The organism is Streptomyces sulfonofaciens (assembly GCF_014656295.1).
GTDB classification, from domain to species: Bacteria; Actinomycetota; Actinomycetes; order Streptomycetales; family Streptomycetaceae; genus Streptomyces; species Streptomyces sulfonofaciens.
In genome coordinates this window covers 502,259-523,944 of sequence record NZ_BNCD01000001.1, presented here as the reverse complement: position 1 = coordinate 523,944, position 21,686 = coordinate 502,259, and the positions used below count along the sequence as shown (strand labels likewise).

The 21,686-nt window shown below is 72.4% G+C and carries 14 protein-coding genes and 2 tRNA genes; 5 read left to right on the top strand and 11 right to left on the bottom strand.

What is annotated here, in order from left to right:
• Positions 1 to 251: 251 nt before the first annotated feature.
• Positions 252 to 1,286: a phage baseplate protein gene (locus IE313_RS02065; protein WP_189929087.1), complete on the bottom strand. Its 1,035-nt coding sequence runs from the start codon at positions 1,284 to 1,286 to the stop codon at positions 252 to 254.
• Positions 1,287 to 2,514: 1,228 nt separating this feature from the next.
• Here IE313_RS02065 and IE313_RS36665 point away from each other — a divergent pair.
• On the top strand, positions 2,515 to 2,997 hold the full coding sequence (locus IE313_RS36665; protein ID WP_506005222.1) for a DUF6415 family natural product biosynthesis protein: 483 nt from the start codon (positions 2,515 to 2,517) through the stop codon (positions 2,995 to 2,997).
• 138 nt (positions 2,998 to 3,135) lie between these two features.
• Here IE313_RS36665 and IE313_RS02060 read toward each other — a convergent pair.
• Positions 3,136 to 3,208, bottom strand: a tRNA-Ala gene (locus IE313_RS02060).
• 189 nt (positions 3,209 to 3,397) lie between these two features.
• On the opposite strand from IE313_RS02060, the gene IE313_RS02055 reads away from it, so the two are divergent.
• Together IE313_RS02055 and IE313_RS02050 are read left to right on the top strand one after the other, a co-directional pair.
• Positions 3,398 to 3,946: a helix-turn-helix domain-containing protein gene (locus IE313_RS02055; RefSeq protein ID WP_189929086.1), complete on the top strand. Its 549-nt coding sequence runs from the start codon at positions 3,398 to 3,400 to the stop codon at positions 3,944 to 3,946.
• Positions 3,947 to 3,994: 48 nt separating this feature from the next.
• Entirely contained in the window at positions 3,995 to 6,064 is a 2,070-nt protein-coding gene (locus IE313_RS02050) for a serine/threonine-protein kinase (RefSeq protein WP_189929085.1), read from the top strand.
• A gap of 490 nt (positions 6,065 to 6,554) precedes the next feature.
• Here the strand turns inward: IE313_RS02050 and IE313_RS02045 are convergent, their stop codons facing one another.
• Positions 6,555 to 8,306, bottom strand: coding sequence for a hypothetical protein (locus IE313_RS02045; RefSeq protein ID WP_189929084.1), 1,752 nt, complete (start codon positions 8,304 to 8,306; stop codon positions 6,555 to 6,557).
• A 477-nt stretch (positions 8,307 to 8,783) separates the two neighbouring features.
• Entirely contained in the window at positions 8,784 to 8,912 is a 129-nt protein-coding gene (locus tag IE313_RS34910; RefSeq protein ID WP_003999697.1) for a DLW-39 family protein, read from the bottom strand.
• 395 nt (positions 8,913 to 9,307) lie between these two features.
• Here IE313_RS34910 and IE313_RS02035 point away from each other — a divergent pair, with 395 nt between their 5' ends.
• Together IE313_RS02035 and IE313_RS02030 are read left to right on the top strand one after the other, a co-directional pair.
• Positions 9,308 to 10,435 (top strand): DUF6344 domain-containing protein, encoded by a 1,128-nt coding sequence (locus IE313_RS02035; protein WP_189929082.1) that lies wholly within the window; start codon positions 9,308 to 9,310, stop codon positions 10,433 to 10,435.
• A 212-nt stretch (positions 10,436 to 10,647) separates the two neighbouring features.
• Complete coding sequence (locus IE313_RS02030; RefSeq protein ID WP_189929081.1) at positions 10,648 to 12,000, top strand: acyltransferase family protein; 1,353 nt, start codon at positions 10,648 to 10,650, stop codon at positions 11,998 to 12,000.
• Between the two features lie 217 nt (positions 12,001 to 12,217).
• Here the strand turns inward: IE313_RS02030 and IE313_RS02025 are convergent.
• The 7 genes from IE313_RS02025 to gnd form a co-directional block, all read right to left on the bottom strand.
• A tRNA-Ile gene (locus IE313_RS02025) sits at positions 12,218 to 12,291 on the bottom strand.
• A gap of 152 nt (positions 12,292 to 12,443) precedes the next feature.
• Complete coding sequence (locus IE313_RS02020) at positions 12,444 to 13,127, bottom strand: DUF3566 domain-containing protein (RefSeq protein WP_189929080.1); 684 nt, start codon at positions 13,125 to 13,127, stop codon at positions 12,444 to 12,446.
• Between the two features lie 18 nt (positions 13,128 to 13,145).
• Positions 13,146 to 15,896: a DNA gyrase subunit A gene (gene gyrA / locus IE313_RS02015; RefSeq protein ID WP_189929079.1), complete on the bottom strand. Its 2,751-nt coding sequence runs from the start codon at positions 15,894 to 15,896 to the stop codon at positions 13,146 to 13,148.
• Positions 15,897 to 15,965: 69 nt separating this feature from the next.
• Positions 15,966 to 18,140, bottom strand: coding sequence for a DNA topoisomerase (ATP-hydrolyzing) subunit B (gene gyrB, locus IE313_RS02010; protein ID WP_189929078.1), 2,175 nt, complete (start codon positions 18,138 to 18,140; stop codon positions 15,966 to 15,968).
• Between the two features lie 385 nt (positions 18,141 to 18,525).
• Complete coding sequence (locus IE313_RS02005; protein ID WP_373316892.1) at positions 18,526 to 19,308, bottom strand: DciA family protein; 783 nt, start codon at positions 19,306 to 19,308, stop codon at positions 18,526 to 18,528.
• The gene (recF, locus tag IE313_RS02000) at positions 19,305 to 20,534 is read right to left on the bottom strand and encodes a DNA replication/repair protein RecF (RefSeq protein WP_189929077.1); all 1,230 of its coding nucleotides are present in this window, start codon (positions 20,532 to 20,534) and stop codon (positions 19,305 to 19,307) included. The genes IE313_RS02005 and recF overlap by 4 nt, the downstream gene beginning before the upstream one ends.
• 208 nt (positions 20,535 to 20,742) lie before the next feature.
• Positions 20,743 to 21,618: a phosphogluconate dehydrogenase (NAD(+)-dependent, decarboxylating) gene (gene gnd, locus IE313_RS01995; RefSeq protein ID WP_189929076.1), complete on the bottom strand. Its 876-nt coding sequence runs from the start codon at positions 21,616 to 21,618 to the stop codon at positions 20,743 to 20,745.
• Positions 21,619 to 21,686 lie beyond the last annotated feature (68 nt).

Sequence of the window (21,686 nt, the reverse complement as noted above, 5' to 3'; positions counted from 1 at the left end):
CCGGAGGACTTCCGCGGATCCGGAGGGCTTCCGCGGGCGCGGAGGGCTCCCGCTGGTGCTGGGGTCCGCTGCCGGGCGCCGCACGCGTTGCCGGACGCGGGACGCGGGACGCATTGCCGGACGCGCCGCACACCGCACGTGGGACGCCGGACGCCGCACGCACCGCGGGCCGTCGGACGCCGCACGCGGCGCCCGGCGCTCGGCGCTCGGCGCTCGGCGCTCGGCACCTACCGTCTGCCCCGGTGCCGCCGTCAGGACTGCGACTTGTAGTAGAGCGTGTACTTGCGCGCCCCCGCGACGCCCGAGGCGAAGCCCAGGTGGAGTCGGGGGGAGGGGCCCAACTGGATGGCTATGCCCTCGGGCTCGCGGTAGTCCAGGGAGTACGCGGCCTCGGTGCGGATCCGCTGCTCCAACCGGCTCGTGGGCAGGTGGACACGGCTGAGGTAGGCGTTGCCGTGGCCGGAGGGCGGGTTGTCGCCGGACTCGTCCGTGTAGTGGGTGCCGGTCATCTGGTAGACGTGGTCGCCGAGGATGGCCACGCCCTGGGGGGTCTCGGTGTCGTCGATCCCCACACGGGGAATGTCGAAGAGGGGGCGGAGGTCGCCCCGCTTCGCACGGTCCAGGTCCAGCACGCGGTAGCGGTAGCCGCCGTCGGGAACCATGTACTGCACCAGCAGCCTCCGGTTGAGCACGTCGACTGCCGGCCGGTTGCTGGTCGAGCCCGGCACGACGTAGATCTTGTCGACCGCGCTTGAACCACTGTCCAGAACGGCCCCGTCCACATAGGAAAAACGAGCCACGGCCGTGCCGTAACCGCTGTCCGGATTCGCATCCGCCTCTGTCCAGATGTACGAGGTACCGCTGCCGGGCTCGACCCCGATGGAGGCGCCATGGCCGAAACCACGCAGGTACATATGGCCGAGCTGTTCGCCACCGAGGCCGAGCCTGGTGAGGCACATGTCGCCGCGGGCGCTGCGGTCGCCGCCGGAGACGGGCCCGGGCTCGTCGGGCAGTTGTATGCCGCCCTCCATCAACTGCACCGCGAAGATGCAGCGGTGGACGTCGTCGAAGGCGAACGACTGCAAGATCGTCGAGTTGTAGAGGGTCTTCTCCCGGAGGTACTGGACGGCGGGTGCGGTGAGGTCGAACCGACCGTCCGACGCGGCGGTACGGGCACCCGGTACCGCGGAACGGGACGCTCCGGCCGCGATGGCCGGACTCGTCAAGGTGGTGGCCGCCGCCAGTCCGGCCGCACCGGCCAGCACAAAGGCCCTTCGATTGATCATGTCGGACTCTCCTGCCTCATCCGTCACCTGGGCCACGAGACGCGCCGGCGATAGTTCGCAGGCATGTCATGTGCATGCCCTTTGCGGTGATGAGTCAGCCTTCGGAGCGGCCTTTTCCAGCCGTCCGATCCCGTGTTCCCCCACCCCCGTGACAACTGAAGTCCAGCCATAAAGGAAACGCGCCATGGAGATTGGTGAACCGGCGGCCGGAATCGATCTACGGAATCCTGCCGGGCGGGACGCTCCCTACAGGGCCGTCGTCCCGCACGGACACCACCCGGGCCCCTGTGGGAACACCCGTTCATCTGGCCCTCCGCCCCCCGCCCGGCCCCGCGCGCCGCCCCCGCACCCCCACACGCCCGGCCGGGCCCGGCACCCCCGTCGTCTCCCGCGCCCGGGTCCCGTTGAGGAGGGCCGAAAACAGACATACGAAAAGAAACTCTTCAGAGCGGCGTCACCGATCCGACTCGGTCGGTTCAGGGGGTGTTGGGCACGGATTGCTGAGCCGTGCTTCCTTCCGCCCGCGGCCGGCGGGGGCGTTCGCCACCGTCAGACGCCGTCGACGGCATCGACGGCGTCAAGGGGCCCGTGCCCACGGAAAGGCAGAAGCATCCTGCTGCTCGGGCAGGTCTGCCCCATGCCGGCCCGGCCGCCGAGGTACCGCACCCCTGGCCCCGTAGGTCGGCGGCGCTCGGGGTGATCGCCGGTTGGGCGCCTTGCGCACGGTTGAAAAAGGGCGTGGCGACGACCGGCGCGCCCATGTGCACGCCTTCGGTCACGAGGCCCAGTGCAAGGGTGTCCGCGATTCCAGCGCCCCACTTGTTCGGACTCGTTGCCGACAGGGGGCGACGAGCATCACGTCGGCCTTCGGCAGGCGGTCGCTCTCCCACGGCAGTCTGTACTGCGAGCGCACTGGGTGGCCTGCGGAAGTCCTCCAGCTCCCTCAGTCGGGGCTCCCACCACCGGGCGGCGGACGGCGTCCCAGCGCCTCGACCGCCCCGTCAGCCGGCCGGAGTCCGCCTGCGTGAAGCCTCTGCGAGCGTCCCAGTGGGCGGTGCGGCGGCCGAGGCGCCCGGTGTCCGTGTGCGACACCCGCCGCAAGGCACGCGCTTTGCGTGCTCACCCGGCAACGTAGCGCGCCTGCCGTCCGGCTCCACGAACGGTGCAGGAGTCGACCCCGGCGACCGCGCCCACGGCCCCGGGGCACGGCCGACTGCCAGGAGTCGGCATGAGCGAACGCAGCACCCCCTCGGCGCCGGTGGGAAGCGGGCCCCCGGGCACGGAGTCGATGCGCGCGGCCGCATCCGGACTGCCGGAGCCGGACGCGCTGCTGCCGCGGTTCGACGACCTGGCCGACGCGGCGGCCCGGCTGCGGGCCCATCTCATGGTGCCGACTCCCCTCGTGGAGGATGCGGCGCGCACGCTGCCCGATGGGTATGCCACCCGGGCCACCGCCCCGGTCACCCCGGCCGTCTGGCCGTCTGGCCGGTGGCCGTCCGGCCCGGTCGGAGGTCGCCGGGGCGGGCCGTCCCGCGCCCGTGCCCGCGGGACGGGACGGACACGTCTGCCGGTGGCAGCCCACGGGGGCGCCGTGCGGACCCGGCCTCCCCACCAGGACGCCGTGGGTCGGCACGCGCGCGCGTGCGGCGGGCTCGGGAAGGTGCGCCGGTCCCCGTCAGCTTTCGCCGCTGCGGGTACGGCCGCAGGGTGACCGAATCCCCCGTCCAGGTGACATCTCCCGGCGGAGCCGCTCGGGGATGTGGACGATATGAGGACTATCCGATGGAAGTGGCCCCCTGGAGTCGCCTCCAAGGGGCCACACACAGTCCTCTACCTGCTACGGATCAGGTGGAGCCTAGGGGAGTCGAACCCCTGACATCTGCCATGCAAAGACAGCGCTCTACCAACTGAGCTAAGGCCCCGTAAGGGAGGCGTCCGGCCGGGCTTCCGAAGGGATCTCGTTCCGGGTGGGCGCCGGGGACAAGAGTACCGGGTACTCCCCGGTATTCCGCAAAAGGATTGGGGGTCCCGGCATGCGACCACGCTCCGTAGGATGCCCCCCACGGGTTCGCTGGAGCGAACCGCGGTTCTTGAAGCGATGGGGAGACGCAATGGATGCCGCACAACAGGAAGCAACGGCCAGAGCCCGCGAACTGCAGCGGAACTGGTACGGGGAGCCGCTGGGGGCGCTCTTCCGCAGACTGATCGACGATCTCGGTCTCAACCAGGCGCGGCTGGCCGGGGTGCTCGGGCTCTCGGCTCCCATGCTCTCCCAGTTGATGAGCGGCCAGCGCGCCAAGATCGGGAATCCTGCGGTCGTCCAGCGGGTGCAGCTTCTCCAGGAGCTGTCGGGCCAGGTCGCCGACGGCACCGTGAGCGCCGCAGAGGCCACCGACCGGATGGACGAGATCAAGAAGTCGCAGGGGGGCTCGGTGCTCAGCAACACCGTGCACACGACGAACAGTTCGGGAGCGCCGACCGTCAAGCGCGTGGTGCGGGAGATCCAGTCGCTGCTCCGGTCGGTCGCCGCTGCCGGTGACATCATCGAAGCGGCGGACACGCTCGCCGACAGCCATCCGGAGCTGGCAGAGTTCCTGCGGGTGTACGGCGCGGGGCGCACGGCGGACGCGGTCGCGCACTACCAGGCGCACCAGAGCTGAGGCGGCGGCGAGAACCGCCGCCGCGCTGAAGGAGAGCGACGCACGACGATGGGTGAGGTCTTCGCCGGCAGGTACGAACTGGTCGACCCGATCGGGCGCGGGGGAGTCGGCGCCGTCTGGCGTGCCTGGGACCACCGGCGGCGGCGGTACGTGGCCGCCAAGGTCCTCCAGCAGAGCGACGCGCACACCCTGCTGAGGTTCGTCAGGGAGCAGGCGGTGCGGATCGACCACCCTCATGTGCTCGCCCCGGCCAGTTGGGCCGCGGACGACGACAAGGTGCTCTTCACGATGGACCTCGTCGCCGGCGGCTCCCTCGCCCATCTGATCGGGGACTACGGGCCGCTGCCGCCCGCCTTCGTCTGCACCCTCGTGGACCAGTTGCTGTCCGGGCTTGCCGCGGTGCACGCGGAGGGGGTCGTGCACCGCGACATCAAGCCCGCGAACGTGCTCCTTGAGGCGACCGGGACCGGGCGGCCCCATCTGCGGCTCTCCGACTTCGGCATCTCGATGCGCAAGGGCGAGCCGCGGCTGACGGACACCAACTTCGTCGTCGGCACGCCCGGTTACTTCGCACCGGAGCAGATCATCGGCTCCGAGCCGGACTTCCCGGCCGACCTCTTCGCCGTGGGCCTGGTCACGCTCTATCTGCTCCAGGGCGCCAAGCCGGACGCCAAGGCGCTGGTGGACCGCTTCCGGGCACACGGCACACCGTCAGCTCCGCAGGACATCCCGGAGCCGCTGTGGCAGGTCATCGCCACCCTGTTGCAGCCCGACCCGGACGCCCGCTTCCGTACCGCCACGGGAGCGCGCAAGGCACTGATCCACGCGGCGGAGATGCTGCCGGAGCCCGGGCCCGACGACGAACTGGTGGAGGTCTTCGACCAGATCGGGCCGCTGCCCTCCGGCTTCGGCCCGCAGGGCCCGCTGCCCGCCCCGCCACCCGCCGTACCGGGCGCGGACCGGCAGCCGCCCGGCACGGGGCCGACCGCAGGGCCCGCCATGTCCGAGACCGGAAGCTTCCACCTCCCGCCGCCTCCCGGCCAGGGGCCGGCAGCCTCCCGGGGCGCCGCCTCCTTCTCGGAGCCCGCGGCGTCCGGCTCCGCCTCCTTCTCCGGAGGCGCCGCGGCGGCCCGGGGCGGCACCGGGGCGGCGCAGGGCTCCGAGGGGGCCTCCGCCGCCGGGCCGCGGCCCCGGGGGGAGGACCCGCGGACGGGCGGCCACCGGGTCGGCCCGCAGGAGGGATTCCGTCAGGGGCGGCAGGCGGACCCCCAGCACCCGGGCGCCCCCGCGCCCGGACAGGACGCACAGGACGCACGGGACGGACTGGGCGCACGGGACGGACTGGGCGCACAGGACGGACAGGAGCCCGGCGCGCGGCACGGGCAGGCGGCCTCCTCCGCCGCCCCCGCCCAAGCCGCCGCGCCCTCCGGAGCCCCCGCCCCCTCCGAACCCGGCACCGGTTCCCCGTCCCCCGCTTCCCCCGCTTCCTCCGCGCCCGCTCCCACACCCGCCTACGAGGCGGTGCAGGGGCAGCGTCAGGGCCAGCCCCCGGCGCACGAGCAGCCACCCGCGCCCCACGGGCCGCCCGCTCCCGGCGCAGCGGCCGCACGGCACGCCCCGGCCGTGGGCCCTCCGGCGCCCCCGCAGCACGCGCACCCCGCCCGGCACGCCGCACCCGCCCAGCCGTCCCCCCAGCTCTCCCCCGGTCCTGCCTCCCCGGGTCAGGCCGCGCCCGGGGCCCCGTCACCAGGCGGTCCGCAGCCGCCCGACTCCTCCCAGACCCCCACCACCCCGGCACAGCGCGAAACGGCTCCCACCCGTCCGTACACCGGCCAGTACCCGAGGGCTCCCCATCCCGCGGGGGGCGGTGCGCCGTACGAACCGGCGCCTTACGAACCCGCCGCCGTACTCACCCAGCAGGGCGGGCCGTGCGCCGACGGGGCGCACGGGGCGACGGCCGCCGCGGCCGGGACGGACGCCGCCCCGCGTGCCGGCCGGCCGTCCCGGCGCAGGCCACGACAGCGGAAACCGGGGCCGCCCCTCAAGGTCGCCGTCCCGGTGCTCGTCGTCGCGGTGCTCTGCATCGTGTTCGGCATCTGGGCGCTGGTCGAGGGCTGACGGTCCCGGCGCCGGTCCGGGGGCCGACCGTCCCCGTGCGGGCCCGGGGCCGACCGTCCCGGCGCTGGTCCGGGAGTCGTACCGCCCGGCACCGCCCACGGCCGACCGTCACGGAACCGCTCCGGGGCCGGGCGTCACAACACCCCTTCGGGCCCGGCCGCCGCGGCTACCCTCCAGGTCCGACCGCCACAGCACCGCACCAGACCCGACCGCCACAGCAACCCTCCAGGTCCGACCGCCACGGCACCTCTCCTGGCCCGACCGACACAGCACCGCACCAGACCCGACCACCTCGGCACCTCTCCTGGCCCAACCGCCACAGCACCCCTTCGGAACCGGGCGCTGGTCCGGACGGCCCGCCGGGTGCGGGCGCTCGCCCAGGGGCCGGCTCGCACGGAGCTCCACGCATTGGTGCCCGTCACGCCCCGTCCCGCGCCCCACCGAACCGGCGCCCACCGGTCCCCCGAACCGGAAGCCCGGCACCCGGCACCTACCAGCCGCGCGGTGGTCCGTACGGTCCCGACTGGCCCTGCGGGGCGCCGTGTCCCGACGCGCCGCCGTGTGGGGCACCCGCGCCCCGGCCGCCCGCGGGCCCGTACCCCGGCGGCCCGTACTCCGCGCGACCGTGGTCCACGCCGTGCTGCCCGTGCTCCCCGTACTCCGAGGTGCCGTGCCCACCGCCGTACCCGCCCCTGTCGCGGTACCCGGGCACCTCGCCGTAGCCCTGGCCGCCGGTGGGATCCGTGCCGTCGCCGTAGCCGGTGGCTCCGCCCCGGTGGCCGCCGTCACCGGTGAGGTCCCCGCCGTCGCCCGGGGCGCCGCCCGTGGGCGTGGTCTCCCGCCCGGCTGACGGCGGTCCGCCCGCCGCCGCCTGCCGCCGGGCCGCCACCGTCCAGACGGCGAGGACCAGCAGCAGCGCGACGCCCACACCGAGGGCGGCGACGCCGAGCACGCGCAGCGTTCCGCCGGCCGGCCCCGCAGAGGCGCCCCCGCCGGCACCGGTCCCGTCCTGGCCCGGGACGTCGAAGACTCCCTCGGGCTTCGGCACGCCCGCGTAGTCCGGGCCCCGCTCGGCGGTGCCGGAGACACGCACCTGGAGCGTCACCGCGTACGCCTGGTCGCCGTACTCCTCGGCGAGCTGCGGATTGAGGTTCACCACCAGGTAGTACCAGCCGGCGAACCGCATCCCCGACACCCGCGGGTCGACGGAGCCGCGGTTGCGGTACGCGACGGGCGGCAGCGAGCCGAACGCGGCCGACGTCCGGTCACCGCTGTACGAGGCGTCCGCGGTGGCCACGCGCCCGCGGACGGGGTTGTACAGCCACATGGCCAGCGCGGCCCCGACGAAGTCGCCGCGGTCCTGGCCGCCCGTGCCGCCGTCCGGTCCAGCGGACCCGGCCGGGCCGACCAGATCGGCCGCGGCGGAGACCTGCTGGCCCCAGCCCACCGGGACCCGGTAGAAGCGCGTTTCCCCCGGCTCGACGGTGTCCTGCCAGACGCCCTCCTCGACGGTGGTGGCCGTACTGAAGCTGGTGCCGCCGTGGCGCCTGCCGTGACCGCCCGACGGCGTCCCGGGAGGAAGGGACCTCCAGCCGTGCGGAGGCGTGCTCGGGCCCGTCGCCCGTGCGGCGGGCTCCGTGACCGAACTCAGCTCCAGGCCCCAGTCGTCCGGGGCGGAGGCGGCGGCCTCGTTGCGCTCGACGATCAGGTAGTACGTGCCGGGCTTCTGACAGGCGGTGGTGGTGGGGTCGATCCTCCGGGTGGCCAGGGCGGCGACGGGCCAGGGGCTCTCCGCCGAGCCGAACTGCGCGTTGTCGTCGGAGCACTCGTAGCCCTCGGCGTCCTGGAGGCTCACCTTGAGGCCGTCGGCGTACTCCGCCTTGGTGCCCAGCCGCGGGACGGCCGTCACGGACACGTAGACGTCGTCCCTCGCACCGAGTTCCAGCCGGTAGTAGAGCTTTCCCTGGGAACCGCCCTGCGGGCCGATCGTGCTCTTGTACGTGGCACCCAGCGCCATCTCCTGGGCGGCTCCCTTGCTCGCGGCACCCTGCACCGTGCCCGCCGCCCCGTCGTAGGCGTAGGGGTCGGCGGCCCCCGCGTCGGCGACCGCGGCGCCCGGCAGTTGGGCCACCGCGCACAGAGCCGCCGTCAGGCAGAGCGCGCCGCGCACCGCGGGCGGTGTCCGGGGAGCGTGCGACGGGGCCTTGTCACCGTGCCGCCGTCCCGTCGCGAGACGCCTCATCACGCGCCACATCCTGCGCCGCCCTCCGTCCCTGCCGCTCTCGTCCCCTGGTCGCCGACCCGGCGGCCCCGTCGGACCGCTGCGCGGCACCGCGCCCCTGCACTCCGTGCACCCTGTGCACCCTGTGCACCCGAGCGCATGCACGCGGCAACCGCAGCGGTGGCCATCCTGCCTCGCCCAGGTGTCCACTGTCCGCACCGAAGGCTCAATCACCCGTAAGGTCCGCCTTGTTCACGGCGCCCACCCGGCCGCCCCGCGACCCTGGGCTCCTCACGCACGTCATAAACGTCGGTTATGCGCCACGAGGAGAACAACGCGGCGGATCCCCGAAATGATCATTTGCTCAAGTAAATTCGATGGCCAAAGGATCACCTGTGTGTGACAGGTACACGTGACCGAGATCGCATACCGTCCGCACACAGCACAGGGCCCCGGCCGCATCGGCGGCCGGGGCCCTGGCGAGACTGTCGGGGATACTCACGAACCCGTGGGCACGGAGTCGGTCGCCTCCGTCCACAGATCCTGCTCGGCGCGATCCGCCTGGATCTGGCGGTACACGAGGAGCCCGCCGATGGCGGCCAGTGCGACCAGGAGAAGCTTCTTCACCGCGCGACCTCGTCTTTCCTTGACGTAGGGGACTTCTGCCGCCCGACTATACACACCGACCGATACCGATCGGTGACCTGCGTCCCGAGCCCCGGGAGCACCCGCGGAACCCTGTTCCCGCGGGCCTGACAAGGGCTTGGAAGCAGTCCCCTCCGGCCACCCGGACGCCCCTCGGACGCGCCCTGGGCGCCGCCGGTCACCCCTCCGCAGGCCCCCCGGCCCGCGTTCGCACTCCACGACATTCCCCGCGCTTTTCATTTTTTCGTTCATACACCGCTGTTCGAGTGGTGTTCCCCTCGTGAACACCACGAGAGGAGCGTCGGTCCTGTGCCCCGCACCCTGCATACACATCATGAGGAAAGTACGCAAATCGCCTGACCCGAAAGTGAGGGGCCATGACCGGAAACAAGGTCATGAAGCTGTGGTCCGTCCTTCTGGCCGCCTGTGTCGCGGTGCTCGCAGCCCTTGGATTCGCCACCACGGCGCCGGCTGCCGCCGCGGTACCCCAGATCGGCGAAGCGCGCAACAGCGCCGCCGACCTGCCGGCTCCCCAGCCGGTTCCGGAGCAGTGGACGGAGTCGTTCCTGCGCTCGCTGCCCCCCACGATCAAGCAGCGGATCCTGGCTGAGGCGCACGGTTCGTCCCCGAGCTGCCGCAGCGGGTCGGCCCCCTCCTCCGGGCAACTCGCCGAGTGGTGCGGGAACTCCGGCGCCGAGGCGGGCTCCCCCGAGTCCTCGGCGTCTCCCGAATCCACCGCGTCTCCCGAGTCCACCGCGGGCACCTCAGACGCCGCCGTTCCTGACACCGCATCCCAGGGGGGCACCGCTCCGGGCGGCACCGCCCCTGAGGCGTCGTCCGCATCTGGCTCCGAGGCGGCCGCCGCTCCTGCGACGGACACCTCCACGGACCAGGCCCGCCCCGCGGACGGCACCGGCCGACCGGGCGCCGATCAGCCGGGTGCGAACCCCTGGCAGCAGACGCCCGCCCAGGCCGGCGCGGCGGGACAGCCGGCCGGGGTGCCGTCTTCGGAGGCCGCGCAGCCCGCGGCGGCAGGACCCGACCGGACCGCGCAGCCCACCGCCGCGTCCCGCCCCGACGAGGCCGCGCGGCCCGCCGATGCAGGGGCCGCGCAGGCAGGCGACTCCGGGCAGACGGCGACCGAGCCCGCGGACGCCACCCCGTCCACCGAAGCCGCCCCGTCCTCCGAAGCCGCCCCGTCGTCCGAAGCCGCCCGGTCCGCGGGGCCCGCCCAGCAGGCACAGCCCGCCCCGTCCACCCAGCCGGCACGGTCCGCCGAAGCCGCCGGGCCCACCGAGGGCGGCGAGAACAGCGAGAACAGCGAGCCCACCGAGGCCGAGGGTGCCGGCGGGACCCAGGCCCCGGAGGCCGACCGCCCCGGTGAGGGCGACGGCAGCGGCCAGGAACAGCCGGCCGCCCAGCCCGGGGCCGCCTCCCAGCTCCGCCCGGAGAACACCTCCATCGCCCAGGCCATCCTGGCGGCCCTCACCGGCAGAAGGACCTGAGCCTTCGCCCCTCACCTCCACCGGCGTACACAAGGCCCGGCAACCCCAGGGTTGCCGGGCCTTCCGGCGTCCGCGGCACCACCTGGCAGCCCCCGTCCACGGCCCACGCCCGGACTCCGCGGGCGCGGCCCCGTCCAACGGCGTGCACGCACGCGTGGCATCCGCCGCCGTGCTTGCCGATCTTCGCCGGCCGGCGCTCCTACGATGGCCGTATGCACCGCCTGCGCGAGAACGCAGAGCGCACACCGCCGCACCGCGAACGCCATGTCGATCTGCTGCGGGCCATCGCCATCCTCATCGTGGTGCTCGGCCACTGGATGGTCATCGTCGTCACCGCGCGCGGTGGCGGTGCCGGGGGCTTCAGCGCACTGCAAGTCCTGTCGTGGGGCCGGCCGGTCACCTGGCTCGTCCAGGTGATGCCGGTGTTCTTCGTGGTGGGCGGGTTCGCCAACGCAGCCTCGCTGACCTCGCACCTCCGCGGCGGCGGGCAGGCCGGGGACTGGCTGCTCGACCGCAGCGCGCGGCTCGTGCGGCCGACGACCGTCCTGCTGGTGGTGCTGGCCGCCGCCGCGCTGGTCGCCCGGTCGGCGGGCGTCGCTCCCGCCCAGGTCGGCAGGGCGGTGTGGTTGGCCTCGATCCCGTTGTGGTTCGTGCTGGTCTACCTCGTGGTGGTCTTCCTGACGCCCCTGACACACCGTCTGCACCGGCGGGCGGGGCTGGTCGTGCCGCTGGTGCTGGTGGTGCTGGTGGCGGCGGGCGACGTGGCGCGACTGGCGTTCGACGCGGTGGCCCTGCAACGGGGCAACTACCTGTTCGCCTGGCTGGCGGTGCACCAGATCGGCTTCGCCTGGCAGGACGGGACGCTCCCGGTGCGGCCGCGGGTGGCCGTGCCGCTGCTGGCGGGCGGGGGAACGGCGGCGGTGCTGCTGACGGTGGCCGGCCCGTACCCGATCAGCATGGTCGACGTTCCCGGTGGGGCGTTGGGCAACCTGTCGCCACCGACGCTCGCACTGCTGGCGCTGGCCACCACCCAGCTCGGGCTCATGCTGCTGCTGCGCGACACTTCGGAGCGGTGGCTGCGGCGGCTCGGCCCGTGGACGGCCGTGATCGCCGTGAACTCGGTGATCCTGACGGTGCTGCTGTGGCACATGAGCGCGTTCGTCCTCGTCGTCGCGGCCGCGTACGCCTCCGGTCTCCCGCTGCCCCGGCCGCCCGGGGACACGGGCGCGTGGCTGCTGTGGAAGCTGCCGTGGCTGGTCGCGCTCTTCGCCGTGCTCGGCGCGTTGGTGGCGGTCTTCGGCCGGGTCGAGACGCACGGACTGCGGCGCGCGTCCCCGGCCGCACGCGGGTGGTGGACGCCGCACGCGCTCGACCGGCCCCGGACACGCACCGGCGCGGCCGTCGTCGGTTACGCCGCCTGTGTGGCCGGTCTGCTGGACGTGGCCGTCACCGGTCCGGCCGACCGCGGCCCGCTGGGTGTGCCGGCCGCGGCCCTGGCAGTCTTCCTGGCCGGCGCGGCCCTGCTCCGCGCGGCCCGCGCGGCAGGTGGCCGCCGGGCCGGATGAACCGGCTGCCGCCGCACCGTGGCACCACGCCTCGTCGCACCGCACCGTGCGGCATCGCACCACACCGCATCAGCCACACCCCGCGGCATCGCACCGCACCACACCGCACCCCACCGCATCGCGCCGGAACGGCCCGCGCCTCAAGGGACGGCACACATGCGGAAGGCCCGGCGGATCCTGGGATCCGCCGGGCCTCCGGCGTGCTGTGCCTCGTCTGTGGGGCTAACAGGACTTGAACCTGTGGCCTCTTCCTTATCAGGGAAGCGCTCTAACCGTCTGAGCTATAGCCCCGCGCCTTGCAGACCGCCGAGCGGACCTGCACGCACTGCGCGCTGACCACTGAAGATTAGCGCACGACGGGGTCAGTCCCAAAATCGGTAACCGCGCCGCCCCGTGCCGGGGACCGACCGCCCGTGCGGGCCGCAAGGCCCGCACGGGGCGCCCTACTCGTCCTCCGCCAGAGTCAGCTCGACGCCGCCCATGAACCCCGCGGAGAGGTTGTAGATGAAGGCGCCGAGCGTGGCGAGCGCGGTGGCCAAAACGACGTCGATGACCGCGATGATCCCGGTGAAGGTCAGTACGCGCGGCAGCGACAGGAACGACTGGAGGTCGAAGCCGCCCGCGTCGTTGGATCCGGTGGCCTCCGAGATGGTGCCGCCGACCGTGGAGAACACGCCCATGGCGTCCATCACCATCCACAGCACCGTGGCGGCGATCACCGTGCAGATGCCGAGCGCGATGGAGAGCAGGAAGCTGACCTTCATCACCGACCACGGGTCGGCCTTGGCCACCCGCAGCCGCGCCTTGCGGGTGCGCGGCGCGGTGCGCGCACCGGTCCGCGGACGGCGGACGGCGTCCGGCGGCGTCTGGTACGCCTCCGGCGGGTGGTACGGGCCCTGCGGGGCCGAGGGCTGCCGCTCGCCGGGGAGGGGCGTCGCGGAGGGCGGTGCCCCCGCGGCGTCGTATCCCTGGGACGCGCCGTATCCCTCGTAAGGCCCCGCCTGGGACCCGCGGGTGTCCGTCACAGTTCCCCCCTGGGGTCCATGTGGCTGCTGAGCGTCGGTGGCGGCGCCACGGACGCCGTCTGCTCCGGTTCCGCTCGCTCCGGGGCCCGTGGCTCCGCTCACGTCGACTCTCTCCTCGTCCTACTCGGCCGGGGGCCGGGTGTCCTCGTCCGTACCGGTGGCCGGCTGGCCCGGGGCCACGGCTCCGGCGTCGTCGGCGGCGTCGGCGGCTCCTGCGGTGTCCGCAGTGCCCACCGCCTCCCCGGCCTCCGCTGCCTCTCCGGCTCCTGCTGCTTCTGCTGCTTCTGCTGCTTCTGCTGCTTCTTCTACTTCTTCGGCCTCGCGGCCCGCCTCTGCGTTGCGCGCGATGCCGACCACGGCGTCGCGCTTGCCCAGGGCGATCAGTTGGACGCCCATGGTGTCACGGCCCGTCTCCCTGATCTCATTCACCCGCGTACGGATCACGCCACCGCCGAGGGTGATGGCGAGGATCTCGTCGGCCTCCTCGACCACCAGCGCGCCGACGAGCGAACCGCGGTCCTCGACGATCTTGGCCGCCTTGATGCCGAGACCGCCGCGGCCCTGGACGCGGTACTCGTCGACGGCGGTCCGCTTCGCGTACCCGCCGTCGGTCGCGGTGAACACGAACGTACCGGGCCGGACGACATTCATCGAGAGCAGTTCGTCGCCCTCGCGGAAACTCATGCCCTTGACACCGGAGGTGGCGCGGCCCATGGGCCGCAGGGCGTCGTCCGTGGCCGTGAACCTGATCGACTGCGCCTTCTTGCTGATGAGCAGCAGGTCGTCCTCGGCGGAGACCAGCTCGGCTCCGATCAGCTCGTCGGCGGTGCCCTCGGGACCGGTCTCCGTCTCCCGGAGGTTGATGGCGATCACACCGCCCGAGCGGGGCGAGTCGTAGTCCTTCAGGGACGTCTTCTTGACGAGTCCCGCCTTGGTGGCCAGCACCAGGTAGGGCGCCGCCTCGTAGTCGCGGATGGCGAGGATCTCGGCGATCGACTCGTCCGGCTGGAAGGCGAGCAGGTTCGCGACGTGCTGACCGCGGGCGTCACGGCCGGCGTCGGGCAGTTCGTACGCCTTGGCGCGGTAGACGCGGCCCTTGTTGGTGAAGAAGAGCAGCCAGTGGTGGGTCGTCGACACGAAGAAGTGGTCGACGATGTCGTCTTCCCTGAGCTTGGTGCCGCGTACGCCCTTGCCGCCGCGCTTCTGGGAACGGTAGTCGTCGGTCTTGGTGCGCTTGACGTAGCCCCCGCGCGTGATGGTGACGACGATGTCCTCCTCGGCGATGAGGTCCTCCATGGACATGTCGCCGTCGAAGGGCACCAGCTTGGAGCGCCGGTCGTCGCCGAACTTCTCGACGATCGCGGCGAGCTCCTCGCTGATGATGCCGCGCTGGCGGACCGGGGAGGCCAGGATCGCGTTGTACTCGGCGATCTTCGCCTGGAGTTCGTCGTGCTCCTGGACGATCTTCTGACGCTCCAGGGCGGCCAGCCGGCGGAGCTGCATCTCCAGGATGGCGTTCGCCTGGATCTCGTCGATCTCCAGCAGGCCCATCAGGCCGTCCCGGGCCGTGTCCACGGTGTCGCTGCCGCGGATCAGCGCGATGACCTCGTCGATCGCGTCCAGGGCCTTGAGCAGGCCGCGCAGGATGTGGGCGCGCTCCTCGGCCTTGCGCAGCCTGAAGCGGGTGCGGCGGACGACGACCTCGATCTGGTGCGTCACCCAGTGGCGGATGAACGCGTCCAGGGAGAGGGTGCGCGGCACACCGTCGACCAGGGCCAGCATGTTGGCGCCGAAGTTGGTCTGCAGGTCGGTGTGCTTGTAGAGGTTGTTCAGGACGACCTTGGCGACCGCGTCGCGCTTGAGGACGATGACCAGGCGCTGGCCGGTGCGGGAGCTGGTCTCGTCGCGGACGTCGGCGATGCCGCCGATCTTGCCGTCCTTTACCCCGTCGGCGATCTTCTGCGCGAGGTTGTCCGGATTCACCTGGTAGGGCAGCTCGGTGACGACCAGGCACTGGCGGCCCTGGATCTCCTCGACCTCCACCACGGCGCGCATGGTGATCGAGCCGCGGCCGGTGCGGTACGCCTCCTCGATGCCCTTGCGGCCCACCACCAGGGCACCGGTCGGGAAGTCGGGGCCCTTGATGCGCTCGATCAGCGCGTCGAGCAGTTCCTCGTGGCTGGCCTCCGGGTGCTGGAGGTACCACTGGGCGCCGTCGGCGACCTCGCGCAGGTTGTGCGGCGGGATGTTGGTGGCCATGCCGACCGCGATGCCCGCCGAGCCGTTGATCAGCAGGTTCGGGAAGCGGGCCGGGAGGACGGTGGGCTCCTGGGAGCGGCCGTCGTAGTTGTCCGTGAAGTCGACGGTGTCCTCGTCGATGTCGCGGACCATCTCCATGGACAGCGGCGCCATCTTGCACTCGGTGTAGCGCATGGCCGCGGCGGGGTCGTTGCCCGGGGAGCCGAAGTTGCCGTTGGAGTCCACCAGCGGCATGCGCATCGACCAGGACTGGGCGAGGCGGACGAGCGCGTCGTAGATCGAGGAGTCGCCGTGCGGGTGGTAGTTGCCCATCACGTCGCCGACGACGCGCGCACACTTGTAGAAGCCCTTCTCGGGGCGGTAGCCGCCGTCGTACATGGCGTACAGCACACGGCGGTGCACGGGCTTCAGGCCGTCCCGTACGTCCGGCAGGGCGCGCGAGACGATGACGGACATCGCGTAGTCGAGGTACGAGCGCTGCATCTCCGTCTCGAGCCCGACGGGCTCGACGCGCTGGGCCAGGGCCGCGGGGTCCTCGATGCCCACGAGGCCTTCGGGGACCTTGGGGCCCTCGGGACCCTCGGGCGGGGTGGGGGTGTTCTCGTCGGCCATTGCCGTAACTCAATCCTTTCGGACTTCTCGCATCCGTCACCGGCCGGCTCGCGCCGGCCGGGTGCCGGGTCAGATGTCGAGGAAGCGGACGTCCTTGGCGTTGCGCTGGATGAACTGGCGGCGGGCTTCGACGTCCTCGCCCATCAGCACGGAGAAGAGGTCGTCGGCCTGGGCGGCGTCGTCGAGCGTGACCTGACCGAGGACGCGGTGCTCCTGGTCCATGGTGGTGATGCGCAGCTCTTCCGCGTTCATCTCGCCGAGGCCCTTGAAGCGCTGGACCGAGTCGTCCCTGACGCGCTTGCCGTGCTGGCGCCCCAGCTCGATCAGCGCGTCGCGCTCACGGTCCGAGTAGGCGTACTCGAAGTCGTCACGGCCCCACTTGATCTTGTACAGCGGCGGGCGGGAGAGGAACACGTGCCCGGCCTCGACCAGCGGCCGCATGAAGCGGAAGAGGAACGTCAGCAGGAGGGTGTTGATGTGCTGGCCGTCGACGTCGGCGTCCGCCATCAGGATGATCTTGTGATAGCGGAGCCGCTCGATGTCGAAGTCCTCGTGGACCCCGGTGCCGAAGGCCGAGATCAGCGCCTGGATCTCCTGGTTGTGCAGGATCTTGTCGACGCGGGCCTTCTCCACGTTCAGGATCTTGCCCCGGATGGGCAGGATGGCCTGGTACATGGGGTCGCGGCCGGACTTGGCCGAGCCGCCGGCGGAGTCGCCCTCGACGATGAAGATCTCGCACTTGGTGGGGTCGTTCGACTGGCAGTCGGAGAGCTTGCCGGGCAGGGACGCGGTCTCCAGGAGGCCCTTGCGGCGGGTCAGGTCGCGCGCCTTGCGGGCCGCCACGCGCGCGGTGGCCGCCTGGATGCCCTTGCGGATGATCTCCGCGGCCTCGTTGGGGTTGCGGTCCAGCCAGTCGCTGAGGTGCTCGTGGACGACCTTCTGCACGAAGGTCTTCGCCTCGGTGTTGCCCAGCTTGGTCTTCGTCTGGCCCTCGAACTGGGGCTCGCCGAGCTTGACGGAGATGATGGCCGTCAGGCCCTCGCGGATGTCGTCGCCGGTGAGGTTGTCGTCCTTCTCCCTGAGCAGCTTCTTGTCGCGCGCGTAGCGGTTGATCAGGCCCGTCAGCGCGGCCCTGAAGCCCTCCTCGTGCGTACCGCCCTCATGGGTGTGGATGGTGTTGGCGAAGGAGTACACGCCCTCGCTGTACCCGCTGTTCCACTGCATCGCGACCTCGACGGACAGCATCCTCTCCCTGTCCTCGGCGTCGATGTCGATCACGGTGTCGTGGACGACGTCGCCCTTGCGGGAGTTGAGGTACTTCACGAAGTCGACGATGCCGCCCTCGTAGTAGTACGTCACCGAGCGGGGCTCGGCGACGGTCTCGTCGACCGCCTCGCCTGCGTCCGCGCCGCTGGTGGCCTTGGCGGACTCGCGCTCGTCGGTGAGCGCGATCCGCAGGCCCTTGTTGAGGAACGCCATCTCCTGGAAGCGCCGCGAGAGCGTCTCGAAGGAGTAGTCCGTGGTCTCGAAGATGTCGGGGTCGGCCCAGAACGTGACCGTGGTGCCGGTCTCGTCGGTGGGCTCGTTGCGCTGCAGGGCGGCGGTGGGGACACCGAGCTTGTAGTCCTGCGTCCAGCGGTAGCCGTCGCGCTTGATCTCGACGGAGACCTTGGTGGACAGGGCGTTCACCACGGAGACGCCGACGCCGTGCAGACCGCCGGAGACCGCGTACCCGCCGCCGCCGAACTTGCCGCCCGCGTGCAGCACCGTCAGCACGACCTCGACGGCCGGCTTCTTCTCGGACGGCACGATGTCCACCGGGATGCCGCGGCCGTTGTCCACGACGCGCACGCCGCCGTCGGGCAGGATCGTCACGTCGATCGAGTCCGCGTGGCCGGCCAGGGCCTCGTCGACGGAGTTGTCGACGACCTCGGTCACGAGGTGGTGCAGGCCGCGCTCGCCGGTCGAGCCGATGTACATGCCGGGCCGCTTGCGGACCGCGTCAAGGCCCTCCAGGACCGTGATGGCGCTGGCGTCGTACGCAGCGGACTCGGAAGGCTCGGAAGTCTGCGCGGACTTCGTGGGCACTGCCGACTGCGCGGTCCCGGCCGCGGCCTCCGAGGCCCCCGTGACGGCCTCTGGGACGCCCACACGGCCCTCTGCGGGCTCGCCTGCGGCGGTGGACGGGATGTTCTCGTTGGGGTTGCCGGAATCGGCCACGAAGCGCCCTTTCTGGCACAGCACAACCAGGGTCCCGGCAGGGGCCGGAGCGGCTGCGGCGTGGTGCGTTGGTAAGCCTTGTCAGCGTTGCTCAGCTAGGTGCAGCGACTATCGGTGATCTTCGGGATGGGTCTTTGGTACTCGGGGTCCCCCCGCGTCGCACGGGGTTGCTCGGCGTTCTCTGAAGCGCTCCTCCCACGAATGGGCGAGGATTGGCTTCAGTCTACCGGTAGCGCCGACAGTGATGGGGGTTTGCGGGTACCTGAGTCCGCATGTGCCGCCCTGAACCGGCCGCTACCGACTCCCCATATGCGGCCCCCGCCTCCAAGAGGCTCACAGCGGCACTCAGCGCTTTGGGCCGTCAACCCCCAGCTACCGCCCCGGAGGATCACCCAGGGTGCCTCGGCGATCACCCATAGGTGTCGCGCGGCCCCACGCTGCCGGGGGCGCGAAGGGGCCCGAAACGGCGTGTGGGCGTATGGGGTCCCAGCACCTTGATGCGCTTCACGGTGCCCTGTCCCAGGTCGGCGTTGAGGCGCGCGAGGAGCTGCGGCGCCAGCAGCCGCACCTGTGTCGCCCAGGCCGTCGAGTCGCACTGGACGGTCAGCACCCGTTGGTCGGGGGCCTCGTCGTAGGAGAGCGGTGCGCAGTGGTGCGCCAGGTCCTCGCCGACGATCTGCGGCCAGCGCCCCATCACCCCGCCCACCGCGGCCGGTGTCTCCCAGGCCCGGTCGGTGATCAGCCTGCTGATCGCGGAGCCCAGCGGGACGGGGTCGCGGCCGTCGGCCCGCGCGCCGGACCTGAGGCCGCCCCTGCGCGCCTGCCGCTTCTGCTGGACGAGGGCTCCACGCGCGCGTGCCTCCTCCTTGGCGGCCCGCAGCGCGACCCGCGCGAGGTCGACGCCGGTGGGGACAGGAGCGGCGGGGGCGACGGGAGCAGCATATGTGGAGATGGAAGGGGATGTGGAGGAGACGGCAGGAATGGAGGAGGTGGCGGGGGTGGCGGGCGGCTCGGTGGGTCCGGGTGACCGCGGCGGTTCCGCTCCGGTGCCGCGGGCCTGTGCCGCGGTCCGGCCGGGCTCCGGGGGCCGGCCCGGCAGCCCGCCGGGGGCGGGGCGGCCGCCGAGGGGCAGCCCGCCGCCCCGGGGCGTGCCGTCGCCGGGCAGCCCGCCGTGCGGTGTGATGTCGCTCATATGCGCTCCACCGTCCCGTCGGCGACCGCGTAGCGCCGCCCGGTGAGCACCGCGGGGACGTCGTCGTCCACCGCGGCCGTCACCAGTACCTGTTCGCCGGGGGCGACCAGCTCCGCCAGGCGCTCGCGGCGCCGCGCGTCCAGCTCCGCGAAGACGTCGTCGAGCACCAGCACCGGTTCACCCGGCCGCCGGCCCTCGGCCGAGGGGGCGGTGGAAGCGGTGGAGGACGCGTCCGCTGCGGCCTCCTGGGGCGGCGCCGAGGGGGTGGGCCCGTGCTGTGGTGCCCAGGGGTCCTCGGCGCGCAGCAGGTCGTACGACGCCAGGCGCAGCGCCAGCGCGCAGGACCAGGACTCTCCGTGGCTCGCGTACCCCTTCGCGGGCAGCCGGCCCAGCCTGATGAGGAGGTCGTCGCGGTGCGGGCCCACCAGCGTCACACCTCGTTCGATCTCCTGCTTGCGGGCACCGCCGAGGGCGCCCATGAGCTGTTCGAAGAGATCGTCGCGGGTCTCCGCCCCACCGGGCGCGGACGGCTTGTACTCCAGGGTGACCGGGCCGCCGCCGGGCGCAAGCTGCTCGTACGCCTTGTCCGCCAGCGGTTGCAGTGCGGCGATCAGGGAGAGCCGCTGCGCCAGCAGCTCCGCGCCCGCGCGCGCGAGGTGCTGGTCCCAGACGTCCAGTGTGGACAGGTCCATGGAACGGCCGCCGTGCCGCCGGGCGAGCGCGGCCGATTTCAGGAGGGTGTTGCGTTGCTTGAGGACGCGCTCGTAGTCGGAGCGCACTCCCGCCATGCGCGGCGTCCGCGCCGTGATCAGCTCGTCGAGGAACCGCCGGCGCTCTCCCGGGTCGCCCTTGATCAGTGCCAGGTCCTCCGGCGCGAACAGCACCGTGCGTACGATGCCGAGCACATCGCGCGGTTTGACCTGCGAGGACCTGTTGATACGGGCGCGGTTGGCCTTGCCGGGGTTCAGTTCGAGCTCGACCAGTTGCCGGCGCTCGCCCTGGCGCACCGCGGCCCGGACCACCGCGCGCTCCGCTCCCATGCGGACCAGCGGCGCGTCCGAGGAGACCCGGTGGCTGCCGAGCGTCGCCAGATAGCCGACCGCTTCGACGAGGTTGGTCTTGCCCTGGCCGTTGGGGCCCACGAAGGCCGTGACGCCCGGGTCGAGTGCCACGTCGACCTGGGCGTACGAGCGGAAGTCGGCGAGCGACAGATGCGTGAGGTGCATGGTCGGACGCCGACCTCCCCCTGGTGTCACGGAGTACTACGGGTACAACTGGGTGCTGGTTGCCGGGTGCGCGCTGCTGTGTGCGCTGATGGTGGCAGGCGCAGGGCCCGTACGGCACACGCGCCCCTGCGCGGTCCGGACCTGCCGTGGCGGTCGGTCCGGACCTGCCGTGGCGGTCGGTCCGGACCTGCCGTGGCGCGCGCCGGGGTCAGCTCTTCTCGACCTCGTGGCCGCCGAACTGGTTGCGCAGCGCGGCGATCATCTTCATCTGCGGGGAGTCCTCCTGGCGGGAGGCGAAGCGGGCGAAGAGGGAGGCGGTGATGGCGGGCAGCGGGACGGCGTTGTCGATGGCGGCCTCGACCGTCCACCTGCCCTCGCCGGAGTCGTGTGCGAAACCCTTGAGGCCCTTCAGGTGCTCGTCCTCGTCGAGGGCGTTGACGGCGAGGTCGAGCAGCCAGGAGCGGATGACGGTGCCGGACTGCCAGGAGCGGAAGACCTCGCGTACGTCGGTCACCGAGTGGACGGCCTCCAGCAGCTCCCAGCCCTCGGCGAAGGCCTGCATCATGGCGTACTCGATGCCGTTGTGGACCATCTTGGCGAAGTGGCCCGCACCGACCTTGCCGGCGTGCACCGCGCCGAACTCGCCCTCCGGCTTGAGGGCGTCGAAGACGGGCTGCACCTTGGCGACGTCCTTCTCGTCACCGCCGTACATGAGGGCGTAGCCGTTCTCCAGGCCCCAGACGCCGCCGGAGACGCCGCAGTCCACGAAGCCGATGCGCTTGAGGCCGAGTTCCACGGCGTGCTTCTCGTCGTCGGTCCAGCGGGAGTTGCCGCCGTCCACGACGACGTCACCGGGCTCCAGGAGGCCGGCCAGCTCGTCTATGGTTGCCTGCGTCGGGGCGCCGGCGGGGACCATCACCCAGACCACGCGGGGGCCTTCGAGCCGGCCCACCAGCTCCTCCAGACTGCCGACATCGGAGAGATCCGGGTTGCGGTCGTAGCCGATGACGGTGTGGCCGGCGCGGCGGATGCGCTCACGCATGTTGCCGCCCATCTTGCCGAGGCCGACGAGACCGAGCTCCATCAGTGTTCCTTAAGTAGCGACGTCGCGTTGCGGCACTTGCGTACCCGCCTTCGAGCCTACGCCCGGCC

Coding starts and splice junctions, on each gene's coding strand:
- gnd (WP_189929076.1), bottom strand. CDS start 21,618: ATGGAGCTCGGTCTCGTCGGCCTCGGCAAGATGGGCGGCAACATGCGT.
- IE313_RS02050 (WP_189929085.1), top strand. CDS start 3,995: ATGGGTGAGGTCTTCGCCGGCAGGTACGAACTGGTCGACCCGATCGGG.
- IE313_RS02035 (WP_189929082.1), top strand. CDS start 9,308: ATGACCGGAAACAAGGTCATGAAGCTGTGGTCCGTCCTTCTGGCCGCC.
- IE313_RS36665 (WP_506005222.1), top strand. CDS start 2,515: ATGAGCGAACGCAGCACCCCCTCGGCGCCGGTGGGAAGCGGGCCCCCG.
- recF (WP_189929077.1), bottom strand. CDS start 20,534: ATGCACCTCACGCATCTGTCGCTCGCCGACTTCCGCTCGTACGCCCAG.
- IE313_RS02030 (WP_189929081.1), top strand. CDS start 10,648: ATGCACCGCCTGCGCGAGAACGCAGAGCGCACACCGCCGCACCGCGAA.
- IE313_RS02065 (WP_189929087.1), bottom strand. CDS start 1,286: ATGATCAATCGAAGGGCCTTTGTGCTGGCCGGTGCGGCCGGACTGGCG.
- IE313_RS02045 (WP_189929084.1), bottom strand. CDS start 8,306: ATGAGGCGTCTCGCGACGGGACGGCGGCACGGTGACAAGGCCCCGTCG.
- IE313_RS02005 (WP_373316892.1), bottom strand. CDS start 19,308: ATGAGCGACATCACACCGCACGGCGGGCTGCCCGGCGACGGCACGCCC.
- IE313_RS02055 (WP_189929086.1), top strand. CDS start 3,398: ATGGATGCCGCACAACAGGAAGCAACGGCCAGAGCCCGCGAACTGCAG.
- gyrA (WP_189929079.1), bottom strand. CDS start 15,896: ATGGCCGACGAGAACACCCCCACCCCGCCCGAGGGTCCCGAGGGCCCC.